This window comes from Microbulbifer variabilis, assembly GCF_056232115.1.
The window spans coordinates 82,501-103,846 of record NZ_CP174325.1; the positions used below are offsets into that span (position 1 = coordinate 82,501).

Consider the following 21,346-nt stretch of genomic DNA (forward strand, 5'->3'; position numbering starts at 1 on the left):
CTAACTGCGGGACGCGTATTCTACACATCCGGGCTGCTGAATCAAGTGATTTTTTGCAGCTTTTTTTTCGGTGATTTGAACTGCTCAAAGCGCTTTTCAAATCCCGGCAAGGTTGTTTCCGCCCCTGCTTGAAGTGGCGCGCATTATAGCTTCGCAACTTCCTTTTGCAAGCGCCTCAAAAATTATTTTTTGGGGCCGCAGACCTTCTTTTCAGAGGGCCTTTTATATGGCGGTGAGAGAGGGATTCGAACCCTCGATGAGTGTTAACCCATACGCCCTTAGCAGGGGCGCGCCTTCAGCCACTCGGCCATCTCACCTTTTTAATTTGCTTCGAAACTTTTCTTCCGAAAAACCTCTTTTAGGAGGTTCTTTCTACTCAACAACCTAACTGGTTGCTCGCTGAAAGTGGGCGGCATAATACCAACGGCCCGACAAAAAGCAATGGGGAATCAATAACTTTTTGCACTTTTTTGTCTTATCGAACACCTTTTAGACAACACGGGCAAAAAAACGACTTTCCCGCCAAGCACTTCTTTTGAGGAGAAGATTCAAAAATAAAAAAAGGCCGGGTTACCGGCCTTTTTAGGGAAACTGTGCGTCTAGTCGTTACCACCCTCCTCAGAGGATTGCTTTTCACGCTGGATACGCTGGTAAATTTCTTCGCGGTGCACGGCGACTTCCTTTGGCGCATTGACACCAATACGCACCTGATTGCCCTTCACCCCCAGCACGGTAACCGTGACATTGTCGCCAACCATCAGCGTTTCGCCAATTCGGCGGGTTAAAATCAACATTACCTACTTCTCCTTGATCATCCTGTGATAAAGAGCGGCCGGTGTTTTCCTGACGCTGCTCTTATTTGGTCATCTTAACCGGATGGCGGTGCAAAAAGGTCAAAAACTACCCATCACACTATTCAGTATTGACCAGTCGAACAAAATCTCAACAGGTTGGATGTAATGCCAAGCAACTGAATCGAAATGGGTGGCTCTTGCCGCCTTAGCTCCGGTTATAGCGTTTATTTCATCTCTGTTTATCAGAGAGCTCAAATTCACTATGCAAGGCACGCACAGCAAGCTCGAGGTAGCGCTCATCGATAATCACCGATATCTTTATTTCAGATGTGGTGATCATCTGAATATTGATATTGTCTTCACCCAGAGCACTAAACATACGACTGGCCACGTTCGCATGGGAACGCATTCCCACGCCGACAATTGATACTTTGGCAATCTTGTCGTCTGTGATCACTTCGCGTGCGCCAAGTTCCGCCGAAACACGCTCCAGAACATCACGCGCTTTATGCAGATCATTTCGATGCACAGTAAAAGTAAAGTCTGTAGTTCCATCAACCGCGCTGATGTTTTGCACGATCACGTCCACTTCAATATTTTCGCGGCCAACTGGTGCAAGAATACGGCAGGCAACCCCAGGGGTATCCGGAACACCGCGAATAGTTAGCTTGGCTTCATCACGGTTGAATGCGATACCAGATACGACGGGTTGTTCCATCTCGTTGTTTTCCTCATCCAGACTAATCAGGGTTCCTTCACCCTCTTCAAAAGTTGAAAGTACGCGCAGCGGAACCTTGTATTTACCGGCAAACTCTACGGCGCGGATCTGCAGGACCTTTGAGCCAAGACTCGCCATCTCCAGCATTTCCTCAAACGTAATCCGATCCATACGACGCGCACTATCCACCACTCGTGGATCAGTGGTGTAGACCCCATCAACATCCGTATAAATCTGGCACTCAGTGGCATCAAGCGCTGCAGCGAGAGCCACGCCCGTGGTATCTGAACCACCGCGCCCCAAAGTAGTGATATTTCCATCATCATCTACCCCCTGGAAGCCGGCTACTACAATTACTTTGCCGTTATCCAGGTCAGCGCGCATGCGTTCAACATCAATACGCTGGATACGTGCTTTGGTATGGGCGTTGTCCGTGAGGATCTTGACCTGCCCCCCGGTATAGGAGCAGGCATCATAGCCACGTTTCTTCAGAGCCATGCTCAATAGCGCAATGGTGACCTGCTCACCGGTAGACACCAGCACATCCAGCTCGCGGGGATCGGGTTTTTCCTGGATCTGATATGCCAAATCAATCAGGCGGTTGGTCTCTCCACTCATGGCAGAAAGCACCACAACCAAGCCATGCCCTTTGGCGCGAAACGTGGCTACTTTATCAGCGACAGCCTCTATACGCTCTATCGAGCCTACAGAGGTTCCACCGTATTTCTGCACGAACAAACTCATAATCTTTGTGTTTCCTTAGCCCCTGGCCAAGTACGCGCACTGCTCTGACTTGTGCAGGCGCGCACTTAATCACCAAACTTCGGTGAAATCAACTTCACATACGACTTCTGGCGCCGTTTTTACCGAAATCAGCTGCTGAGGGAGCCCTCAACCCATGTGGGCACCTCCTGCAACATACCCGCCAGGGCGGCAACATCAGTTCCTCCCCCCTGTGCCATATCCTTACGGCCACCGCCCTTACCACCAAGCTTGGCAGCGGCAAAGCGCATAAGATCCCCCGCTGACAGGCGATCTGTCAGGTCCTTGGTTACTGCCGCTACCAGAGCCACCTTATCCTCACCAGGTGCTGCAAGCAGGACAACACCACTACCAAGCTTGTTTTTCATCTGGTCAGCCAGGTCTCTCAGGGATTTAGGGTCTGCGCCATCAACAGACGCCGCCAATAACTTGAAGCCAGCAATTTCCACCGCTTGAGCAGAGAGATCACCTCCGGCACCACTGGCCAATTTGGTCTTAAGCTGACCAATTTCCTTCTCCAATTTGCGGTTGTTAAGCAATAGCTGCTCAACTTTATCGGCAAGGCTATCCGGGCGCGCCTTGAGAAGTGCTGCAATATGTTCAAGACGCTGCTGGGTTTGATCGAACAATGACAGCGCATGTGCGCCAGTCACGGCTTCAATACGGCGTTGACCGGAGGCGATACCGCTCTCACTCACAATGCGCAGAAGACCTATATCACCGGTGCGCTTGACATGAGTCCCGCCGCATAACTCAACAGAAAAAGCGCCAGTTTCAGTCTCTCCCATGGAAAGAACACGAACTGTATCGCCATATTTCTCACCGAACAGGGCCATTGCCCCCATTTCCTTGGCAGACTCAATATCGGTTTCGCAAGTATCAACCGGAGTATTGGCGCGAACCTGGGCATTCACCAGGGATTCAATGGCATGCAGCTGCTTATTGGTAACAGCCTCTGGATGAGAGAAATCGAAACGAAGGCGCTCGGAGTCCACCAGCGACCCCTTTTGCGTAACATGCTCGCCCAACACTTTGCGCAGAGCAGCGTGCAGCAGGTGGGTGGCGGAGTGATTCAGTGCGGTTGCCTGGCGCACTTCTGCAGACACCTTGGCAGAAATTTGATCACCAATAGTGATGACACCCTGCAACATTTTACCGGTGTGCAAGTGGTGGCCGCCCTGCTTGGTACAATCACGAACCTCAAAACGGCCAGCTGTTGAACTCAGATAGCCACTATCGCCAGCCTGGCCTCCAGACTCGGCATAAAACGGGGTGCGGTCGAGAATCACCGCACCTTCTTCACCTTCCTCCAGGCGATCGACTTGCTCGCTACCTTTGACGATAGCGATAACCCTGCCCCGCGCCTCAGTTGTTTCGTAACCGAGGAACTCTGTCACACCTTCCAGATCCAGAACCTCGGTATAGTCCTGTTTGAATTTACCTGCTGCGCGCGCACGTTCGCGCTGGGCTTCCATCGCAGCCTCATAACCTGCCATATCCAGTGACAAACCACGCTCTCGGGCAATATCCTGAGTCAGGTCGGTGGGGAAGCCATAAGTATCATGTAAAGTAAACACCAGCTCACCAGGAATCTCGCTATCTTCCAGGGAGGCCAGCGCACTCTCCAGCAGAGCCATCCCTTTGTCCAGGGTTTTGGCAAACTGCTCTTCCTCTTTACGTAGAGCCTGCTCAATAAGCTCTTGCTTCTCACGCAACTCAGGATAAGCATCACCCATTTGCTCAGTCAGGGCTTCCACTAACTTAAAAAAGAACACCTCTTTATGGCCGAGTTTGTGACCATGACGCACAGCACGACGGATAATGCGACGCAACACAAAACCCCGCCCCTCATTGGATGGCATCACCCCATCAGCAATCAGGAAGGAGCAAGAGCGAATATGGTCTGCAATGACACGCAGGGATTTTTCTTCGAGGTTCTTGCAGGAGACTATTTCACTAGCAGCTTTAAGCAGCGCCTGGAAAAGATCAATTTCATAATTTGAGTGCACGCTTTGCATAACCGCGGCAATACGTTCCAAACCCATGCCTGTATCTACGGAGGGCTTGGGCAGTGGGTGCAGTTCGCCATCAGCAGTGCGCTCGTACTGCATAAATACCAGGTTCCAAATCTCAATATAGCGGTCGAGATCGTCGTTATCGGAACCTGGGGGGCCACCGGGAACATCGGCACCGTGATCGTAGAAAATTTCTGAGCTGGGCCCACAAGGACCTGTATCGCCCATTTGCCAGAAGTTGTCCTCATCGAGGCGAGAAAAACGCTCTGCGCTAACGCCCACTTCTTTTAACCAGATATCAGCGGCCTCATCATCGCTGATATGAACAGTCACCCACAGGCGCTCTTCGGGCAGACCCAGTACTTTTGTGAGGAAATCCCAGGCAAAGCGGATGGCTTCACGCTTGAAATAATCGCCAAAACTGAAGTTGCCCAACATTTCAAAGAAGGTGTGATGGCGCGCGGTATAGCCCACATTCTCCAGGTCATTGTGCTTGCCTCCGGCACGCACACAGCGCTGGGAGCTAGCGGCCCGATTGTAAGGACGCTTTTCCTGACCGAGGAAGGTGTCCTTAAACTGCACCATGCCGGCATTGGTGAATAGCAGGGTCGGGTCATTGCCCGGAACCAGAGAGCTCGACGGCACCACAGTATGGCCCTGCTCGGCAAAGTAATTCAGAAAGGCGTCGCGAATCTGTGCGCTTTTCATCCGGCGTAATTCCACTTCGTTAGTTGAAAGTTATGTGAACGACACCGATGACGCGGTGCCACGTCTGTCCTGCTACTGCGCAAGCCCTTGTTCGGGCATCTTCTTTTGAGCCAGCAGGTGAACATGCAGGTGAAATACGGTCTGCCCCGCACTACGGCCATTGTTAACCACCAGCCGAAAGCCCTCGAGTCGCAAGCGCCGGCCCAGCTCGGCTGCCACCCACATCAGGTGGCCGAGTAGACCTTTGTCTTCGCTTTTGGCATCGGACAGATTAACTAGAGGTTTGCGCGGGATAATGAGGAGATGGATCGGGGCTTGTGGCGCCCGATCCTCAATAACGACACAAAGGTCATCCTCGTAGATTTTCTCGGCCGGGATATCGCCCGAGATTATTTGACTGAAAACGCTGGGTTCACCCATTGGCTTATTTTTCCAGCTTTTCCTCAGCTGTCAGCTGACGCGCCTCAGATTCCAGCATCACCGGAATCCCGTCCCTAACCGGATAGGCCAAGCCACTGGCTCGACAAACCAGCTCCTGGGTATCTTCGCGGTACTCAAGCGGTGCCTTACTTACAGGACACACTAATAGGCTCAGCAACTTCTTATCCATGTTCCACCCCACTATTTCCCCCCGACACAACTTCCGGGGGGCAAAAATGACCGCGTATCATACAATGCTTCATGGGGTTTTTCACGGTATTCGCCTCTGCTTAAGCCAACAGATTTCCCCGTTTTAACCCATCTTTACCTATTTTTATCCAGAGATGACAGGGTTTGAGGCTGGCAAAATGGAGTTTAGGTGGCCCAGTAGTAAATCACGGGCTAGACGCCCCTCCTCCACCTCGTTGAACAGCTCGTGGTAAGCTGCCGGAAAACAGTGAAGCCTTTTATTGGTCGAACCCATTCGACCAAACCACTCCCGGCTCAGCTCTACATCCACCAAACGATCCGATTCCGGCAGCAGCATTAAGCAGGGTGTAAGCAGCCGCTCCAGGTTAGCTGACAGAAACGCCCTCTCCTGGAGAAAGCTTTCAAACCAACGCAGGGAAACCCCGTGGTGGGCAAGCTCATCATTGCGATAGGCTTCGACAATAGAAACATCCCGGCTCAACCACTTGTCATCAATTCGACTGGAAAGTACAAGCTTCGGAAATAATTTGGCCAGCATCATTACCAGCCACAGCTCCAGGCCAGCGGGCTCTTTAGCTCCGCGAAATCCAGGCGCAGACAGGATCACACTGTCCACGAAACCATACCGAATAGCGCTGCCGCAGGCCACCACCGCCCCCATACTATGACCCAACAGATGCACACTTGTATCGGGGTTACCACTTTTGACCAAACAAATAAATTCATGCAGGTCCTCGCAATAAAGGGAGAAATCATCAATATGCCCCCTTTTTCCATCCGATAACCCATGACCATAATGATCGGGGGCGTAGACGCTGAACCCGGCACGATTCAGATACTGGGCCAGCATGGTGTAGCGGCCGCTATGCTCACCCAAGCCGTGGGAAATAACTACTACCCCAAGCGCTTTCTCAACCCACCAACGGCGGTAGTGCAGGCTTACATTTCTGGTTACAAACTCCATTGCCCCTCCTTATTTTCCTTATTGTTGTAGCTTGGACCATTCGGCACCTGTCAGCTCTCCCGCTCCAGACTGCTGCGGTACTGTCCCAACATGGCCAAATGGTTAAGGCGTGCCCGCTTGAGTAACGCACCCTGTGCTTTGGCAATATTCTCAGAGCGCCCCGCCCAAGCTGCCAATGCTGGCTGCTGCAACGCCCGGCCGTAGGAAAAGCTCAGTTGCCAAGGTGCATTATTTATCTTGTTCAACGCGTTGAGATTTTCAGAAGCCTCTTCGTTCCCCTGGCCACCAGAGAGGAAGTTTATGCTCGGTACGGCTGCTGGCACTGACCGACGTAAACTTCGCAGGGTGGATTCCGCAACCTGCTGCGGCTCCGCTCGCGCCGATTGCGCCCCAGGTATGACCATGCTGGGCTTCAGTAACATCAATTCAAGAGTGACACCATGACGATACAGCGCGTGAAAAACAGTATGCCAAACTTGTTCATTAACTTCGGCACAACGCTCAATGCTGTGATCCCCATCCATGAGAACTTCCGGCTCCACAATTGGCACCACGCCCTCGGCCTGACACACAGCTGCGTAACGGGCCAACATTTCGGCATTGGCCCGTAGCCCGAGCTCGGTGGGATTGTGTGGACTAACTGGATAGACTTCACGCCACTTGGCAAATCGAGCTCCCTGCTTTTTGTACTCGCGCAGTCGTTCGGCAAGTCCATCCAGGCCATATGTAATCATATCCCCCGCAGCACCAGCCAATGGCCCTTTTCCCTTGTCGACCTTAATCCCGGGGACAACCTTTTGATTCGCAGCCACCTGTGCCAAAAGTTTGCCATTAGCACTGCATTGACCAAGCGTCTCCTCAAACAGAATTACCCCACTGATAAAATCTCCCAGGCCCTTTGCCTCTAGCAGGGCCGCACGGTAATCCCGTCGACTCTGCTCGGTGGACTCCACCCCAATCGTGTTGAAACGCTTGGCAATAGTGCCACTGCTCTCATCTGCAGCGAGAATTCCCCTGCGACCATCCACCAATGCATCAACTGTTGCCTGTAACTCCTCCCAAACCGCCATTTGGCCACCTCCCTGTGCCGAAAGCCCATCTTGAAAAATTATTGGCCTAACTAAAATGCCTTACACGCGGCAACTGCCCGTTGCCAGCCGGCCAACCGCGATTTCCTTTCTGAAGCAGCCATAGAGGGCATAAAATCTCGCTCAATCTCCCTCAAACATTCCGGCAACTTGTCAAAGTGCCACAGACCACTACCAATACCCGCCAGAAGAGCAGCGCCGATGGCTGTAGACTCGATTTGCTTTGGCCGCTCAACCCGCAACGCAGAAATATCTGCCTGAAACTGCATCAGGAAATTATTTGCGCATGCCCCACCATCCACTCGCATATGGCTAATGGATACCCCGAGAGCCCCCTCCATCAAGCGCGCCAACTCATCACTCTGATAGGCGATAGATTCAAGCGTAGCGCGCACTATTTCTGCCCGGCCAGCGCCGCGACTCAAGCCGCACACAGTGCCCCTCGCTGATGGGTCCCAATGAGGAGCACCGAGGCCACTGAACGCGGGCACCAGGTAAACTCCACGGGTATCAGGAATACTCTGCGCAATCACCTCTGTATCCACTGCCTGCTGAATCAAGCCCATCTCATCACGTAGCCATTGGATCGCAGACCCCGCGGTAAATACCGACCCCTCAACTGCATAAGCAGGGGCACCGCTGATATCACAGGCAATAGTGGCGAGCAGCCCCGGAGATGGCTTCGGTCGCTTCTCACCTGCAAAAGCCAGCATAAAACAGCCAGTACCATAAGTATTTTTGATCTCCCCGGGACGGAGACAGCCCTGACCAAACAACGCTGCCTGCTGATCGCCGGCCACACCACAAATAGGTGCGCTTGCCCCAATGAACGCCTCAGGATCGGTATCGGTAAAATGACCGGCAGAAGGCCGGATTTCCGGCAGGATAGACTCTGGACAACCAAAGAGAGCCAGCAATTCCGGATCCCAGCGCTTTTGTTCCAGGTTGTAAAGTAGGGTGCGACTGGCATTGGTGTGATCAGTCAAGTGTGCGCGGCCACCGCTCATTTTCCACACCAGCCAGCTATCTACTGTGCCGAAACACAGGTCTCCGCGATGAGCGCGCTCCAGCAGCTGTGGCTGTGCACGGAAAATCCACAGCAATTTGCTTGCGGAGAAATAGGCATCCAACAGCAATCCACTTCGTTCGCGCAGCCAATCAGATTTTTCTGCAGCAGCTAACTCCTGGCAGATTTCTGCGGAGCGACGGCACTGCCATACAATGGCGGGGTGCACCGGCTCGCCGGTATGCCGGTCCCACAGAACTGTAGTTTCACGCTGATTGGTAATACCCACTGCCTCAACATCGGACGCGCGGATGCCGGCGCGTTGCAGAGCTGCCGCGCAAACCCGCTGCGTCACCTGCCAAATCTCTTCGGCATTCTGCTCAACCCAACCGGGTTTAGGGTAGTAGTTGGGGATTTCAGAGTAACTGCGCCCAACCAGAGCACCGCTACTATTAAAGACAAAGGCCGTAGTGCCCGTAGTGCCCTGGTCAATGGATAGGATCATAGGGTGTCTCGCGCTTATTATTCTTGCTTTCATCATCACAGGTCGGACAGCAACAATACCACCGTGACCCAATCATGCATGAGAGTATAAGCCCGATTACTTCCCGTCTAGCGCCCAGCTGATAGCATCTGCGGGAAAACCGCGATACGCCAAATAGCGCTGGCGCCTTGCGCGCTCTTTCATTTGCTGGTCTCTGGGCAGCGCTATATTGATAGGAGCACGGTATTTGCGCTGGAGCTGCTCCTGGGCAAGCTCAAACCAATCAACCTCCAGCTGCTCAATCGCATGGGTCGCGAGCTCTCCTCGAATCCCCCGCTGCTGCAACTCCTGACGAATACGCATAGGCCCCTGCCCACGCTGAACACGAGCGCGGACAAATACTTCAGCAAAGCGCTGATCTGACTGATAATTAAGTGTTTGCAAGCGCTCGAATAGAGCATCGAAATCGGCACCGGGGAACTTGCCCGCAAGCTTTTGCTTCAATTCATGGCGCGAATGCTCACGACGGGCAAGTAACTCAAGCGCCGCACCGAACAGCACTTGAGCGGGATCAACGGAGAAATCCGTGTTTGAATAAGGCACTTACTCTTCCGGGAGTTCCACTACCTCTTCGGGGCTTGCCGGAACCAGGTCACCCAGCAGTTGCGCACGCAGCTGCCCTTCAATCTCATTGCGGATATCCGGGTTGTCACGTAAGAACTTTGTGGCGTTAGCCTTACCCTGGCCAATCTTCTCGCCCTTATAACTGTACCAGGCACCAGCCTTGTCAACCAAGCCCAGCTTCACTCCATAGTCGACGACCTCGCCAACCATATTGATGCCTTCGCCATACATGATCTGGAATTCAGTCTGCTTGAAGGGGGGCGCCACCTTATTTTTGACAACTTTTACGCGAGTCTCATTACCCACTACCTCATCGCCGTCCTTTACGGAACCGATACGACGGATATCCAGACGCACGGAAGAATAGAACTTAAGCGCGTTACCACCAGTGGTGGTTTCCGGGGAACCAAACATCACACCGATCTTCATACGGATCTGGTTAATAAAAATTGCCAGAGTATTGGTGTTCTTGATATTACCGGTCAGCTTGCGCAAAGCCTGGGACATCAGGCGGGCCTGCAAGCCGACGTGGGAATCCCCCATCTCGCCCTCAATCTCTGCACGCGGGGTCAAGGCCGCCACAGAGTCCACTACCAGCACGTCCACGGCACCGGAGCGTACCAGCATATCGGCCACTTCGAGAGCCTGCTCACCGGTATCCGGCTGGGAAACGATCAGCTCGTCAACATTAACACCCAGCTTCTCTGCATAGATGGGGTCGAGCGCATGTTCAGCATCCACAAACGCGCAGGTGCCACCTTTGCGCTGCGCCTCAGCAATAACTTGCAGTGTCAGGGTAGTTTTACCTGAGGATTCAGGACCATAGATCTCAACAATACGGCCGCGGGGCAGACCACCAATACCCAGGGCCACATCCAGACCTAAGGAGCCAGTTGAGATCGCCGGGATACGCTCGCGCTCTTTATCTCCCATGCGCATCACTGTGCCTTTGCCAAACTGGCGTTCGATCTGCGAGAGCGCCGCCTTTAGCGCCTTGTCTTTATTGGAATCCATGACCATTCCCATATTGCTAAGCTGTGTTGATTGGTGGCAAGCTTAACGAAGGATTACTGTATAGGCAACCAGTAATTCCGGCACAACCGGTACCAGTCACCATCGCGCAAATTATGGGCTTTGGGCAGCTGCAAAGCTCGCCCTAACATTGCCAAGGTAACCCCCTGCAGCCCTAAACCGGATGCTCATCCAGGATAGCGAGCATACCTTTGATTGCCTCTCTCACAGTCTGCGCCTGTACTTCAGCCCTATCGCCTTGAAAATGAAAGCAACGGGCATCGATCTGCACGGGTTCCTGCCCATCGGCATGAGCCCAGGCAATCCAGACGGTACCTACAGGCTTCTCTTCAGTACCACCATCGGGACCGGCGATACCACTCACTGCAACAGATAGATTGGCATCCATCATTGCCAACACGCCACAGGCCATCTGGCGGGCAACCGGCTCGCTGACAGCACCAAACTGTTGTAAATCCTTGACATCTACACCTAGAACGCTGTGTTTGATGCGGTTGGCATAACTCACGACAGAGCCATCAAACCAACTTGATGCCCCGGCAATAGCGGTTATCGCTGCGGCAACAGCCCCCCCAGTGCAAGACTCCGCAGCGGTAACTCGCCATGCACGTTTATCCAGCTCTTCGCCCAATTGCTGAGCTAACAGGGTAACGTCTCTATACTCAATCATTACACTTCCCATTAAATTGAATCGGGAGTAGCCCCCTGCCAGGCAGCAGCCTTGATACACATTGCTCCTAAACCATCGATACGATTGATGCTTTATTAGCTTCGAATTTTAGGGGGCCGGCTATCAAGAGTAGTTTTTCATATCGAGATTAAAAAAGACTGATCGCTTACAGCCTTGATCAACGCTGACTTCAGGGAAAACGAAATACAAAATGCCAGAGAGCCTTCCCCAAAGCGAGACCATCAAAACCACCTCCATATTTACCATGATCATGAGATCAGAGTTGTTCACTTATTGGATGATGGCTGGTTTTACTCCAGCCACTCAAAACCAAGTCTATTGAAATCCAATTGGCTCATGTCCACAAATAAGAGAAGGGAAACGAAATTCAGGTCGGTAGTATCATTTAGCCATGGCGGAATTTATTAACGAGCTGTTTTGAACAGCCAACGGTGAAAATTTTTCCGCCATTCTTGCATCTAGCTTCGCACTAAACCTGGGCTAAGTTACGACGAAGGTGGTACATGAACTGTTCGGCGCGATTAAGCCAGCTCAGGTTCCGCACATCGCTTCTGATGAACCCAATCTACAATTTCGCCCTCAGGGATATAACCACAAACAGTTTCCCTCAGTAGCTGGCGTACCCGCTCATAATCATCACGCTCTACCGCACTAAGTAGCTGGGCCAACACCGCCTTGAATGATTCCCAGGACAAGTGATCTTCTGTCGCGCACATGATCATTGGGTGATCGGTCGGGCTGACGTTATCACCAATCAAAAGTTCTTCATAAAGCTTTTCGCCAGGGCGCAAACCGGTAAACTCGATAGCAATATCACCGTGTGGGTCTTTCTCAGAGCGTACAGAGCAACCGCTGAGGTGGATCATCTTTTCTGCTAACTCGGCAATTTTCACTGGACTACCCATATCCAGTACAAACACATCTCCACCCTGCCCCATCGCACCAGCTTGAATAACCAACTGAGCAGCCTCAGGTATCGTCATAAAGTAGCGGGTAATATTTGGGTGCGTTACCGTTACCGGACCCCCACGCTTAATCTGATCACGAAAACGCGGGATCACCGACCCCGATGAACCCAGCACATTGCCGAATCGAACCATGGTGAAACGGGTTTTGTTAACCTGGTTTACAGCTTCACCATCATTGAACAGCGTAGGAGCGGGCTCTTGGCTCAGCGCCTGTAGCACCATTTCTGCAAGGCGTTTAGTGCTACCCATCACATTGGTTGGGCGCACCGCTTTGTCAGTAGAAATCAATACAAAGTGTTCAACTCCTGCTTTTACCGCCGCCTGGGCGGTATGCAGAGAGCCAAACACGTTGTTCATCACACCCTCGGCAATATTATGTTCAACCATCGGGACGTGCTTATATGCCGCCGCATGATACACCGTGGCCACATCCCAGGAGCGCATCAGATCCAATAGGCGCCCTGGGTTACGGATAGACCCAAGGACCGGCACCAATCGCACTGGCAACGATTCACGTCGGATCCGCTGCTCCAACTCTGTATGGATGCTGTAAAGGTTAAACTCACTGTGCTCAAACAACAGCAGTGTAGTTGGACCTGTAGCTACAATCTGACGACACAACTCCGAACCAATCGAGCCTCCAGCGCCAGTCACCATCACTACATGACCACGAATACATCTTTCAAAAAGAGCCTGCTGTGGCGGCACCGCATCGCGGCCAAGTAAATCAGCAACATCTACTTCCTGAATATCTTCGACTTTAACCCGACCGCTGGCCAAATCCATGAAGCCCGGTACGCTACGCACATGTAAAGGGAATCTTTCGAGTAACTCAAGTATCTCGCGTCGGCGTGCTCGAGAGGCAGACGGAATTGCAAGAAGAATTTCCTCAGCTCCGGTTTGCTCAATCATCCGCTGAATATTCTTGGGTTTGAAAACCCGTAAACCCGCAATCACCCGATTGGCAATGCCACGATCATCATCGATAAAAGCCACCGGCAGCATGACTCGATCTATACGTAATGCCGCTACCAATTGATTACCTGCCGCCCCAGCACCGTAGATAGCCACCTTCGGTAAGTGATCGACTCGATTGATAAAGGGCACCTGCTGGCTAGCCACATACCAGTCGCCCATAAAGTACTGTCGCATGACCAGCCTGAGGCCGCCAATCATCAATAGGCTTAGCCAGCAGTAGATAAACACAACCGAGCGAGGCACTCTTACCGGTGGCTCGCGGTTCAAGTAAACAGCTAAAGCAAGTACCAAAGCCGATAGCATTACCGCTTTGAAGATGCTAATCAGCGCATCCTTGCCGAAATAGCGCATCACCGCACGATACATCCCAAACCTAACAAAAATAGGTATCGCGATTAACGGTGCACTGATAAATAACCAAGCGTGTTCGGCAAAGGGGTTAACAGGCTTATCCAAACCCAAACGAATTGCAAAAGCCAGCCAAAGAGCTAGCCACACTAGCAGAACATCAGTTACCACTTGTAAGATGCGTTTATTGCGACGGGGCAGCCCCAGTAGCCAGTTGCGCAGCTTATCCATTATTCTTTGGACCCCATAATAGTAATCATTATGCTGTCAGCACCGTTCCCGGAGCCAAGACCTCCCCCTCGGCTATAACTACGCGATACCCAGCACTGCACCCCGCCTGCAACCAGGCTTTTGCACCCACCTGCACTCCGCCAGCTATATGTACGCCAACTCCTAAGTGGGCAAACTCCCCCAAGCAAGCATCATGATCCACAGTTGCGTGAGCATTGACGATTGCACCGCAGTCAATCCGTGCATCCACTCCAACCATGGCTAACGCCATTATCGTACTTCCCGCCCCCAGCACTGCACTAGCACTGACAGACGCAGAGGGATGGACGACCGTAGCCACTGGAAAGCCCTCTCGCTGTAGAGTTGCCAACCACTGCTCTCTTAATACATTATTACCAACTGCTGCAATGGCAGCATCCACTGTTCCAGCAACCTCAGCCAAAGTGAAGCTATTCGCTATTACAGGGCAATTGAAAGATTCTTTCAATTCCGGCCAACGGTCATCAGCAAAACAAACCCGCTGCCATTCTCCTGACAACATTGCGGCCTCAGCCACGGCTTTGCCATGGCCACCTGCCCCCAGAATTAGCAGTGTTTTTTTTAGGCTCATATCTCAATTACTTGTCACGCAAAGTGTCATTACTTTTTAAGGGTTTCATTTTAGGACGTACTTTTCGCTACCAGGAATAACCAATAAATTAACTACAGTAAGATCCATTACCTATTCTTGCCCGCCCGCTTTAAACTTCACCGCCAGTACCAGCAGGGGGAAATAAGCAATAAGCAAACCTAGCATACCATTCAATTCTCCCAGTCCAACCCACAATGCAATTGGCAGCAACCAAAGTAAATTAATACCCAGCACTGCCAGAGTTACAGGCAAGTGATTACCGAACTGACGTGAGGCGTACTGGTAAGCATGACTTCGATGTGCCTCATACACCTTTTCTCCACGCAGCAAGCGACGCATCAAGGTCCAAGTGGCATCCAATACGAAGACCCCGAGCAGGATTAACCAGCTCCATAATAACTGCGGTGCCACCCAGGCAGCCTGCAGAGACAATATCCCCAAAGTGATACCTAGAAAACCGCTGCCCGCATCGCCCATAAATATTCTTGCAGGAGGAAAGTTCCAAAACAAAAAGCCTACGACCGCAACAGCAAGAAGCAGCGGCGTGATCCATACCGGAGTCTGTAGTGAGCCGGTAAAACCCAAGACTGCATACAACAGAGCTCCGCCCAGGCATACACAAATGGCCTCTACACTGGCAACGCCATCAATGCCATCCATAAAATTGTAGAGATTCAACAGCCAAACTAGATAGACAGCCGCCAGCGCATGCCCAATCCACCCCAAGTCCAGGGGCATACCGAATAGACTCAGTGGCGGTAGCCCACCCAACCAGAACAATGCCCAAATGGCAGCCGTGAAGTGCCCCAATAATCTCCAGCGAGCGGGAATATGGCCATGGTCATCCAGAAAGCCAATTACGGCCACACCGGTACCTGCTCCCAGTAGCGCCCACATCACGTCCCAGGACAACATATTTGCCCAAGTCAAAACCGGCAAAGTTACCAGGAAGGCCACCACAATGGCCACCCCACCGCCGCGCGGCGTCGGCACAGAGTGCGAACTGCGTGCATTCGGGATATCCATCAGGCTCCGTGTTAGTGCGTAACGACGCAAGGCACCAGTCATAAAAAGTGAAACGCAAGCCACAGCAAACAGCAGCAAAATAGTCATTTGCATTGCTGCTCCAAAAAGTGCTTCGCCGTCTTATGCAACGCCTGGTCAACACTAACCGGGGGAGCCCAGTTTAATAGCTCTCGTGTTTTATCGATATTAACCTGCAAAGATCCGCACAGCCTCTGAGAGAGAGATCGCCTCCCTAAAACCGCCGCACTAGCCTCCAAAAGCCTGCCTGGAACAGGCAACAATCGTGCAGGCTTACCTAATGCTATGCCCATCCTACGCAACAACCCCGTAGTAGAAAGATCTTCACCATCGCTAACCAGGAAAGTCTGATTGGCAGCAGCAGGATGGCAAACACAAGTTACGATCAGATCGACTAGATTATCTAACGCGACCAGACTGCGCTGATTGTAAATAGCCCCGAAAGGCAAAGGTATGCCTTTATGCAACCAACGCATCATATTGAAAAAGTTAGCTTTCACACCCGGCCCATACACAAGTGTCGGGCGGATAATCACCACCTCCATCCCAGTTTCAACCGCCAGTGCACGCAACCCCTTCTCAGCTTCCAATTTGGAGATACCATACGAATCTTTAGGAGCCGCCTTCACATCGGCAAGGAAAGGCTCTCTCCCTGACGTACACTCACCATTAACTTTAATCGAGCTGATGAAGATGAAACGGCGTACACCCTGTTCGGCAGCCTGGCGAGCGAGGTTTAACGTGCCTTCAACATTGACTTTATAGAACTCCGCAAACGGGTCAGGTGACGTATCCTGCATAACATGGACACGAGCAGCCAAATGGATCACTACATCAGTATCTATTAATGAAGATTCCCAGCTAGTAGTGCCATCAAGAAAATCAAAATGTGAGTTAATCACTCCAACAGGTAATTCTGATATTGGAGTTCTAGAGCAGGCTACTATCCTGTATCCGTCAGCAGACATACGAGAAAGCAGCCCTCTTCCAACAAACCCACTACCACCAGTTAAAAGTACTTTTTTTGCAGTCAATTTTTTTGCCTCAGGGTAGCCTGGTGAAATAAGCTCTCCAGCCTTGAGAATAGCTTCTCCTTAGAAAAATTGTCTTGATAGTAACGTTTAGCTGCGTCCCCCATATCTTCCCTTTGTGATGCACTCATCTGTGCCATTTGGCTAACAACCGCTGTTAAGCCGCGACGGTCTCCCGAGTTGCAGACCAGTCCTGCATTAGCCTCCTCAATGATTCGACCCGCCTCCCCATCGATCATCCCCAAAATAGGCTTACCCGATGCCAAGTAAGCCTGCACCTTACCTGGAATGGTCTTCTCGAATACCTCATTGGTCTTCAATGAGACCAAGAGTGCATCAGCTATTGCAAATAATGGGGGCATAGCCTCGAGAGGGTGACGCCCAAGTAAATATACGTTATCCAGATCTCGTTCGTTGACTTGCTCCTCAAGCCACCTGCTCATCCTACCGTCCCCAACAATAACCCAGCGGATGTCTAGCTGGCTGCGCAACCCCTCAGCCACATCAAGAATCGCAGGAAAATCCTGGGCCTCTCCCAGGTTGCCTGCAAATAAAATTGTAAACGAACAGGGAGCATGCTCAATTAGCAACGACTTCTCTTCAGGAACACTAGAAAAACCATCCTCAGCCCAACTTGGGAAATACACCAACCTATTGGGAGGCATCATACGCGTGCAGTACTGCTGCACACTGGTGGAAAAAGCTTTTGATTGGAGAAGTAAATAATCAGCCTTGTTATATATCCAAGACACGACCTTTCCTACCGCCGAAAGCAGGCGCTCATTACTCAATACTCCAACTGCTTTCAATGTCTCTGGCCATAAATCAAGAACCCAGATAAATACTGGTACTTTCTTTAACTTTCCAATCACAAGAGCTGGGATGGCCGACATGATCGGTGAGACCGCATAAACAAAAATTACGTCAAATTTATTTCCGCGTAATTTCCAGCCACCCAATACCGCTCCACTTAAGAAAAACGATACATAATTTAAGAAAAGAGTAATACTTCTTTTTCCCCGAGGGACAATCGGCACCCGTACAATTTTTGCACCACGATATTCAACATAGTCATTTGGCGATTGACGGAAATCGTCAAATATATGTCCTTCCGGGTAGTTAGGCCTACCTGTCAAAACAGTAACTGAGTGCCCGCGCTGAACCAAGCCTTCAGCAAGGTCATTAATACGCATATTTTCAGGCCAAAAATATTGACTGACAATCAGAATGTTCAATTTTTGCTCAGGCATGCAAAAGCTCAGCTGTTCCGCTTCCAGACATTGCGCATCACATAATCTCGATAACTATGAATAATACGCACCACTTTTTCACCAACATTAGGCATACTGTAATCTGCTACCGTACGTAAACTGCGCTCTATACCCCTTGTTTGAGTCTCAAGTATCTGTAGGCCCTGCATAACTCTCTCGACTTCAAGCCCAACCATCATGACAGCAGCTTCTTCCATACCCTCAGGGCGCTCATGAGCTTCACGGATATTCAATGCTGGAAAGTTGAGAATCGAGGACTCTTCATTGATCGTTCCACTATCTGAAAGCACGGCTTTTGCTGTAAGCTGTAGCTTGTTGTAATCCTTGAAACCGAGCGGTTTGAGTAAGCGCACATTTTCATGAAATACAATTTTCATTGCGTCAACCCGCTTCTGAGTACGAGGATGGGTTGAAACAATCACTGGATAGCCATAATGCTCCGCAACAGAGTTAAGAACATTTACTAGCTTGAGAAAGTTATTATCGGAATCGACATTTTCTTCCCGGTGAGCACTTATCAAGAAAAACTTTCCAGCCTTTAGGTCTAAGCGGCCTAATATATCTGAAGCTTCAATGCCGTCTCGATAATGATTAAGTACCTCGAACATGGGGCTACCTGTTTTAATCACCATCTCAGGCGGTAGCCCCTCTCTTAAGAGATATTCTCGGGCAATTGTACTGTAAGTCAGATTAATATCGGCCGTATGGTCCACAATACGGCGATTGATTTCTTCAGGAACACGCATATCAAAGCAACGGTTGCCAGCTTCCATATGAAAAGTCGGTATCTTGCGTCGCTTAGCAGGAATTACTGCCATGCAACTATTGGTATCGCCCAATACCAGCAATGCCTCCGGCTGAACTTCAGCCAGCACACGATCCACGGCAACAATCACGTTTCCTATAGTTTCGGCACCGGTCTCTCCAGCTGCATTGAGAAAAAAATCAGGTTTTCGAATACCGAGATCCTGAAAAAAAACCTCGTTCAATTCGTAATCATAGTTTTGGCCAGTATGAATCAATAGATGCTCACAGTGCTGATCCAGCTTGGCCATAACACGCGAAAGGCGGATAATCTCTGGACGAGTACCTACTACAGTGACAACTTTCAACTTTTTCATGGAAATTCTCAACAAGAGGGTGTTTATGCCTCAACCCCGATGGAGCAGGCATAGGTATCGGGTTGCTCGCGATTAAAAATCTCATTAGCCCAGAGCATCACTATCATCTCTTCATCACCAACATTAGTAATGTCATGGGTCCAACCGGGCACTGTTTCGACTATCTCCGGCTGGTCACCCGAAGTGATCAGCTCATGAAATTCACTAGTGCTGATATTGCGAAAGCGGAAACAGGCCCGCCCCTTGACAACTAAAAATTTTTCCGTTTTGGTGTGATGGTAATGGCCACCCCGCGTAACCCCTGGGTGGGCGCTAAAAAAAGAAAACTGCCCAGAATCTTTGGTCTTAAGCATTTCCACAAACACTCCACGTTGATCGCCATATTTCGGCACCTCATAAGCGAAACGCTCGGGCGGTAAATTACTCAAATACGTAGAATGAAGGGCGCGAACTAAGCCGGAACCGACACGTTCACTAACTAAAGTGGTGCGACTATCACGGAATGCGTATAATTGTTCAGCCAACTCACCGACCGTAACTTGGAATTGCGGATCAATAGTAACAAACGGGGTACCTACCTTTCTGCCTTCCATCACTGCGATAAAGTGAGCAATCACATCATCGACATAAACCAAGGTGATGGACGCCTGAGCGTCGTTGACCTGTATTGGTATGTCTCGTGCGATGTTATGGCAGAATGTCGCCACAGCCGAATTGTAATTTGGCCGGGCCCATTTGCCGAACACATTAGGCAAGCGGAAAATATGCACCTCGGAGCCATACCTGCAATTCAGGTCAAGCAACTCTTTCTCGGCATTGCGCTTGCTGTTCCCATAGAGATTATCCAGCTCAGCCTGGCTTGATGAGGTGTACAACACAGGGATATTCCGGCCACTAGTTTCGATAGTCTCACATAGCTTACGAGTCAGGTCGGTATTTCCACTCTGAAACTCCTTAGGATCCTGTGGGCGATTGACTCCAGCCAGGTGAAACACAAAATCAGCTTGCTCTACAAGGCTCTCCAAGGCATCTAACGAATCATTTCGGGTAAAGCATAATATCTCAATATCTTGCCGCTCTTCCAAGTGCGAGATAAGATTCCGCGCAATGAAACCATTTGAACCGGTGATCAATACTTTCATCGATCACTCCTCCAGCGTAGCGTGCTCACCACGCTGGATAGCACTCATAAAGTCCAGCTTGAGGAGCAAACGTTGCATACTCTCGACATCCAGGCGTTTGGTATTGTGCGAGTTATAGTCTTCCATAAGCGAGATCTTTTCCTCCCCCTGCTCTACAAATTTGGCATAGTTAAGATCACGTAAGTCCGGCGGCACGCGATAGTAATCGCCCCTATCTTCGGCACAAGCCATTTCTTCACGACTAAGCAATGCCTCATAAAGTTTCTCGCCATGCCGAGTGCCGATTACCTGGATGGGGTGGTCAGGTTTGTCTAACATTTGCGTCAATGCCTTGGCAAGAACTTCCACTGTAGCGGCCGGTGCTTTCTGCACAAATAGGTCACCGTTACTGCCATACTCGAAGGCGTAAAGCACTAAGTCTACGGCGTCTGCCAACGTCATCATAAAGCGGGTCATGTTTGGGTCAGTTAACGTCAGAGGCTGCCCGGAACGAATCTGCTCGATAAACAGGGGAATTACCGAGCCACGGGAGGCCATAACATTTCCGTACCGGGTACCGCAAATTACTGTTCTACTCTCATCTACATTGCGTGACTTCGCCACCATGACCTTCTCCATCATAGCCTTAGAGATGCCCATGGCATTAATCGGATACACCGCTTTATCGGTACTCAAACAAACAACTCGTTTGATCCCATTCTGGATAGCAGCTTCTAGCACGTTTTCAGTGCCCAAAACGTTAGTCTTCACCGCTTCCATAGGGTGAAATTCACAAGAAGGCACTTGCTTTAACGCAGCAGCATGAAAAATGAAATCAACACCGCGTGTAGCATTTAACACACTTTGATAATCACGCACATCACCAATGTAAAATTTCAATTTGGGATTTGAGTAGCGCTTTCGAATAGCATCTTGCTTCTTCTCATCACGACTGAAGATACGGATTTCTTTGACGCCAGTATCAAGAAAGCGCTTAAGTACAGCATTACCGAAGGAGCCTGTCCCCCCCGTTATTAACAGAACTTTACCAACAAACATAAGTCGTTTCCTATTTACCAATATCAG

At 50.7% G+C, this 21,346-nt stretch carries 19 protein-coding genes and 1 tRNA gene; all 20 read right to left on the reverse strand.

Annotation, left to right across the window (positions count from 1 at the left end; genetic code table 11):
• Nucleotides 1-227 precede the first annotated feature (227 nt).
• Nucleotides 228-317 (reverse strand) — tRNA-Ser (locus tag ACJJI7_RS00365).
• Between the two features lie 282 nt (nucleotides 318-599).
• A complete protein-coding gene (gene csrA / locus ACJJI7_RS00370) occupies nucleotides 600-794 on the reverse strand; it encodes a carbon storage regulator CsrA (RefSeq protein WP_020411317.1) in 195 nt (64 codons plus the stop codon).
• Nucleotides 795-1,023: 229 nt separating this feature from the next.
• The gene (locus tag ACJJI7_RS00375) at nucleotides 1,024-2,256 is read right to left on the reverse strand and encodes an aspartate kinase (protein WP_282952804.1); all 1,233 of its coding nucleotides are present in this window, start codon (nucleotides 2,254-2,256) and stop codon (nucleotides 1,024-1,026) included.
• Nucleotides 2,257-2,384: 128 nt separating this feature from the next.
• Nucleotides 2,385-4,997 carry an alanine--tRNA ligase gene (gene alaS, locus ACJJI7_RS00380; protein WP_444901169.1) on the reverse strand — a complete coding sequence of 871 codons (2,613 nt, stop codon included), beginning with the start codon at nucleotides 4,995-4,997 and terminating at the stop codon, nucleotides 2,385-2,387.
• Nucleotides 4,998-5,069: 72 nt separating this feature from the next.
• Nucleotides 5,070-5,417 carry a histidine triad nucleotide-binding protein gene (locus ACJJI7_RS00385; RefSeq protein ID WP_444901168.1) on the reverse strand — a complete coding sequence of 116 codons (348 nt, stop codon included), beginning with the start codon at nucleotides 5,415-5,417 and terminating at the stop codon, nucleotides 5,070-5,072.
• Nucleotides 5,418-5,421: 4 nt separating this feature from the next.
• The gene (locus tag ACJJI7_RS00390; RefSeq protein ID WP_020411321.1) at nucleotides 5,422-5,607 is read right to left on the reverse strand and encodes a Trm112 family protein; all 186 of its coding nucleotides are present in this window, start codon (nucleotides 5,605-5,607) and stop codon (nucleotides 5,422-5,424) included.
• Between the two features lie 144 nt (nucleotides 5,608-5,751).
• Nucleotides 5,752-6,591, reverse strand: a complete 840-nt coding sequence (locus ACJJI7_RS00395; protein WP_282952803.1) for an alpha/beta hydrolase — start codon at nucleotides 6,589-6,591, stop codon at nucleotides 5,752-5,754.
• A 50-nt stretch (nucleotides 6,592-6,641) separates the two neighbouring features.
• Nucleotides 6,642-7,661, reverse strand: a complete 1,020-nt coding sequence (locus ACJJI7_RS00400; RefSeq protein WP_282952802.1) for a class I fructose-bisphosphate aldolase — start codon at nucleotides 7,659-7,661, stop codon at nucleotides 6,642-6,644.
• Between the two features lie 50 nt (nucleotides 7,662-7,711).
• Entirely contained in the window at nucleotides 7,712-9,190 is a 1,479-nt protein-coding gene (glpK, locus tag ACJJI7_RS00405; protein WP_282952801.1) for a glycerol kinase GlpK, read from the reverse strand.
• A gap of 96 nt (nucleotides 9,191-9,286) precedes the next feature.
• Nucleotides 9,287-9,772 (reverse strand): regulatory protein RecX, encoded by a 486-nt coding sequence (locus ACJJI7_RS00410; RefSeq protein WP_020411325.1) that lies wholly within the window; start codon nucleotides 9,770-9,772, stop codon nucleotides 9,287-9,289.
• Entirely contained in the window at nucleotides 9,773-10,807 is a 1,035-nt protein-coding gene (recA, locus tag ACJJI7_RS00415) for a recombinase RecA (protein WP_353376146.1), read from the reverse strand.
• A gap of 172 nt (nucleotides 10,808-10,979) precedes the next feature.
• Nucleotides 10,980-11,495, reverse strand: coding sequence for a CinA family protein (locus ACJJI7_RS00420; RefSeq protein ID WP_444901167.1), 516 nt, complete (start codon nucleotides 11,493-11,495; stop codon nucleotides 10,980-10,982).
• Nucleotides 11,496-12,037: 542 nt separating this feature from the next.
• Complete coding sequence (locus tag ACJJI7_RS00425; protein ID WP_282952800.1) at nucleotides 12,038-14,041, reverse strand: polysaccharide biosynthesis protein; 2,004 nt, start codon at nucleotides 14,039-14,041, stop codon at nucleotides 12,038-12,040.
• A 28-nt stretch (nucleotides 14,042-14,069) separates the two neighbouring features.
• Complete coding sequence (locus ACJJI7_RS00430) at nucleotides 14,070-14,651, reverse strand: acetyltransferase (RefSeq protein ID WP_282952799.1); 582 nt, start codon at nucleotides 14,649-14,651, stop codon at nucleotides 14,070-14,072.
• A gap of 111 nt (nucleotides 14,652-14,762) precedes the next feature.
• A complete protein-coding gene (locus ACJJI7_RS00435) occupies nucleotides 14,763-15,791 on the reverse strand; it encodes an MraY family glycosyltransferase (RefSeq protein ID WP_282952798.1) in 1,029 nt (342 codons plus the stop codon).
• The gene (locus ACJJI7_RS00440) at nucleotides 15,782-16,750 is read right to left on the reverse strand and encodes a UDP-glucose 4-epimerase family protein (protein ID WP_282952797.1); all 969 of its coding nucleotides are present in this window, start codon (nucleotides 16,748-16,750) and stop codon (nucleotides 15,782-15,784) included. Before ACJJI7_RS00440 ends, ACJJI7_RS00435 begins: the two co-directional genes overlap by 10 nt.
• The gene (locus tag ACJJI7_RS00445) at nucleotides 16,747-17,997 is read right to left on the reverse strand and encodes a glycosyltransferase family 4 protein (RefSeq protein ID WP_282952796.1); all 1,251 of its coding nucleotides are present in this window, start codon (nucleotides 17,995-17,997) and stop codon (nucleotides 16,747-16,749) included. The genes ACJJI7_RS00440 and ACJJI7_RS00445 overlap by 4 nt, the downstream gene beginning before the upstream one ends.
• 8 nt (nucleotides 17,998-18,005) lie before the next feature.
• On the reverse strand, nucleotides 18,006-19,139 hold the full coding sequence (gene wecB, locus ACJJI7_RS00450) for a non-hydrolyzing UDP-N-acetylglucosamine 2-epimerase (RefSeq protein ID WP_282952795.1): 1,134 nt from the start codon (nucleotides 19,137-19,139) through the stop codon (nucleotides 18,006-18,008).
• Nucleotides 19,140-19,162: 23 nt separating this feature from the next.
• Nucleotides 19,163-20,281 carry a UDP-2-acetamido-2,6-beta-L-arabino-hexul-4-ose reductase gene (wbjC, locus tag ACJJI7_RS00455; protein ID WP_444901166.1) on the reverse strand — a complete coding sequence of 373 codons (1,119 nt, stop codon included), beginning with the start codon at nucleotides 20,279-20,281 and terminating at the stop codon, nucleotides 19,163-19,165.
• A 3-nt stretch (nucleotides 20,282-20,284) separates the two neighbouring features.
• Nucleotides 20,285-21,319, reverse strand: coding sequence for a polysaccharide biosynthesis protein (locus tag ACJJI7_RS00460; RefSeq protein WP_282952792.1), 1,035 nt, complete (start codon nucleotides 21,317-21,319; stop codon nucleotides 20,285-20,287).
• Nucleotides 21,320-21,346 lie beyond the last annotated feature (27 nt).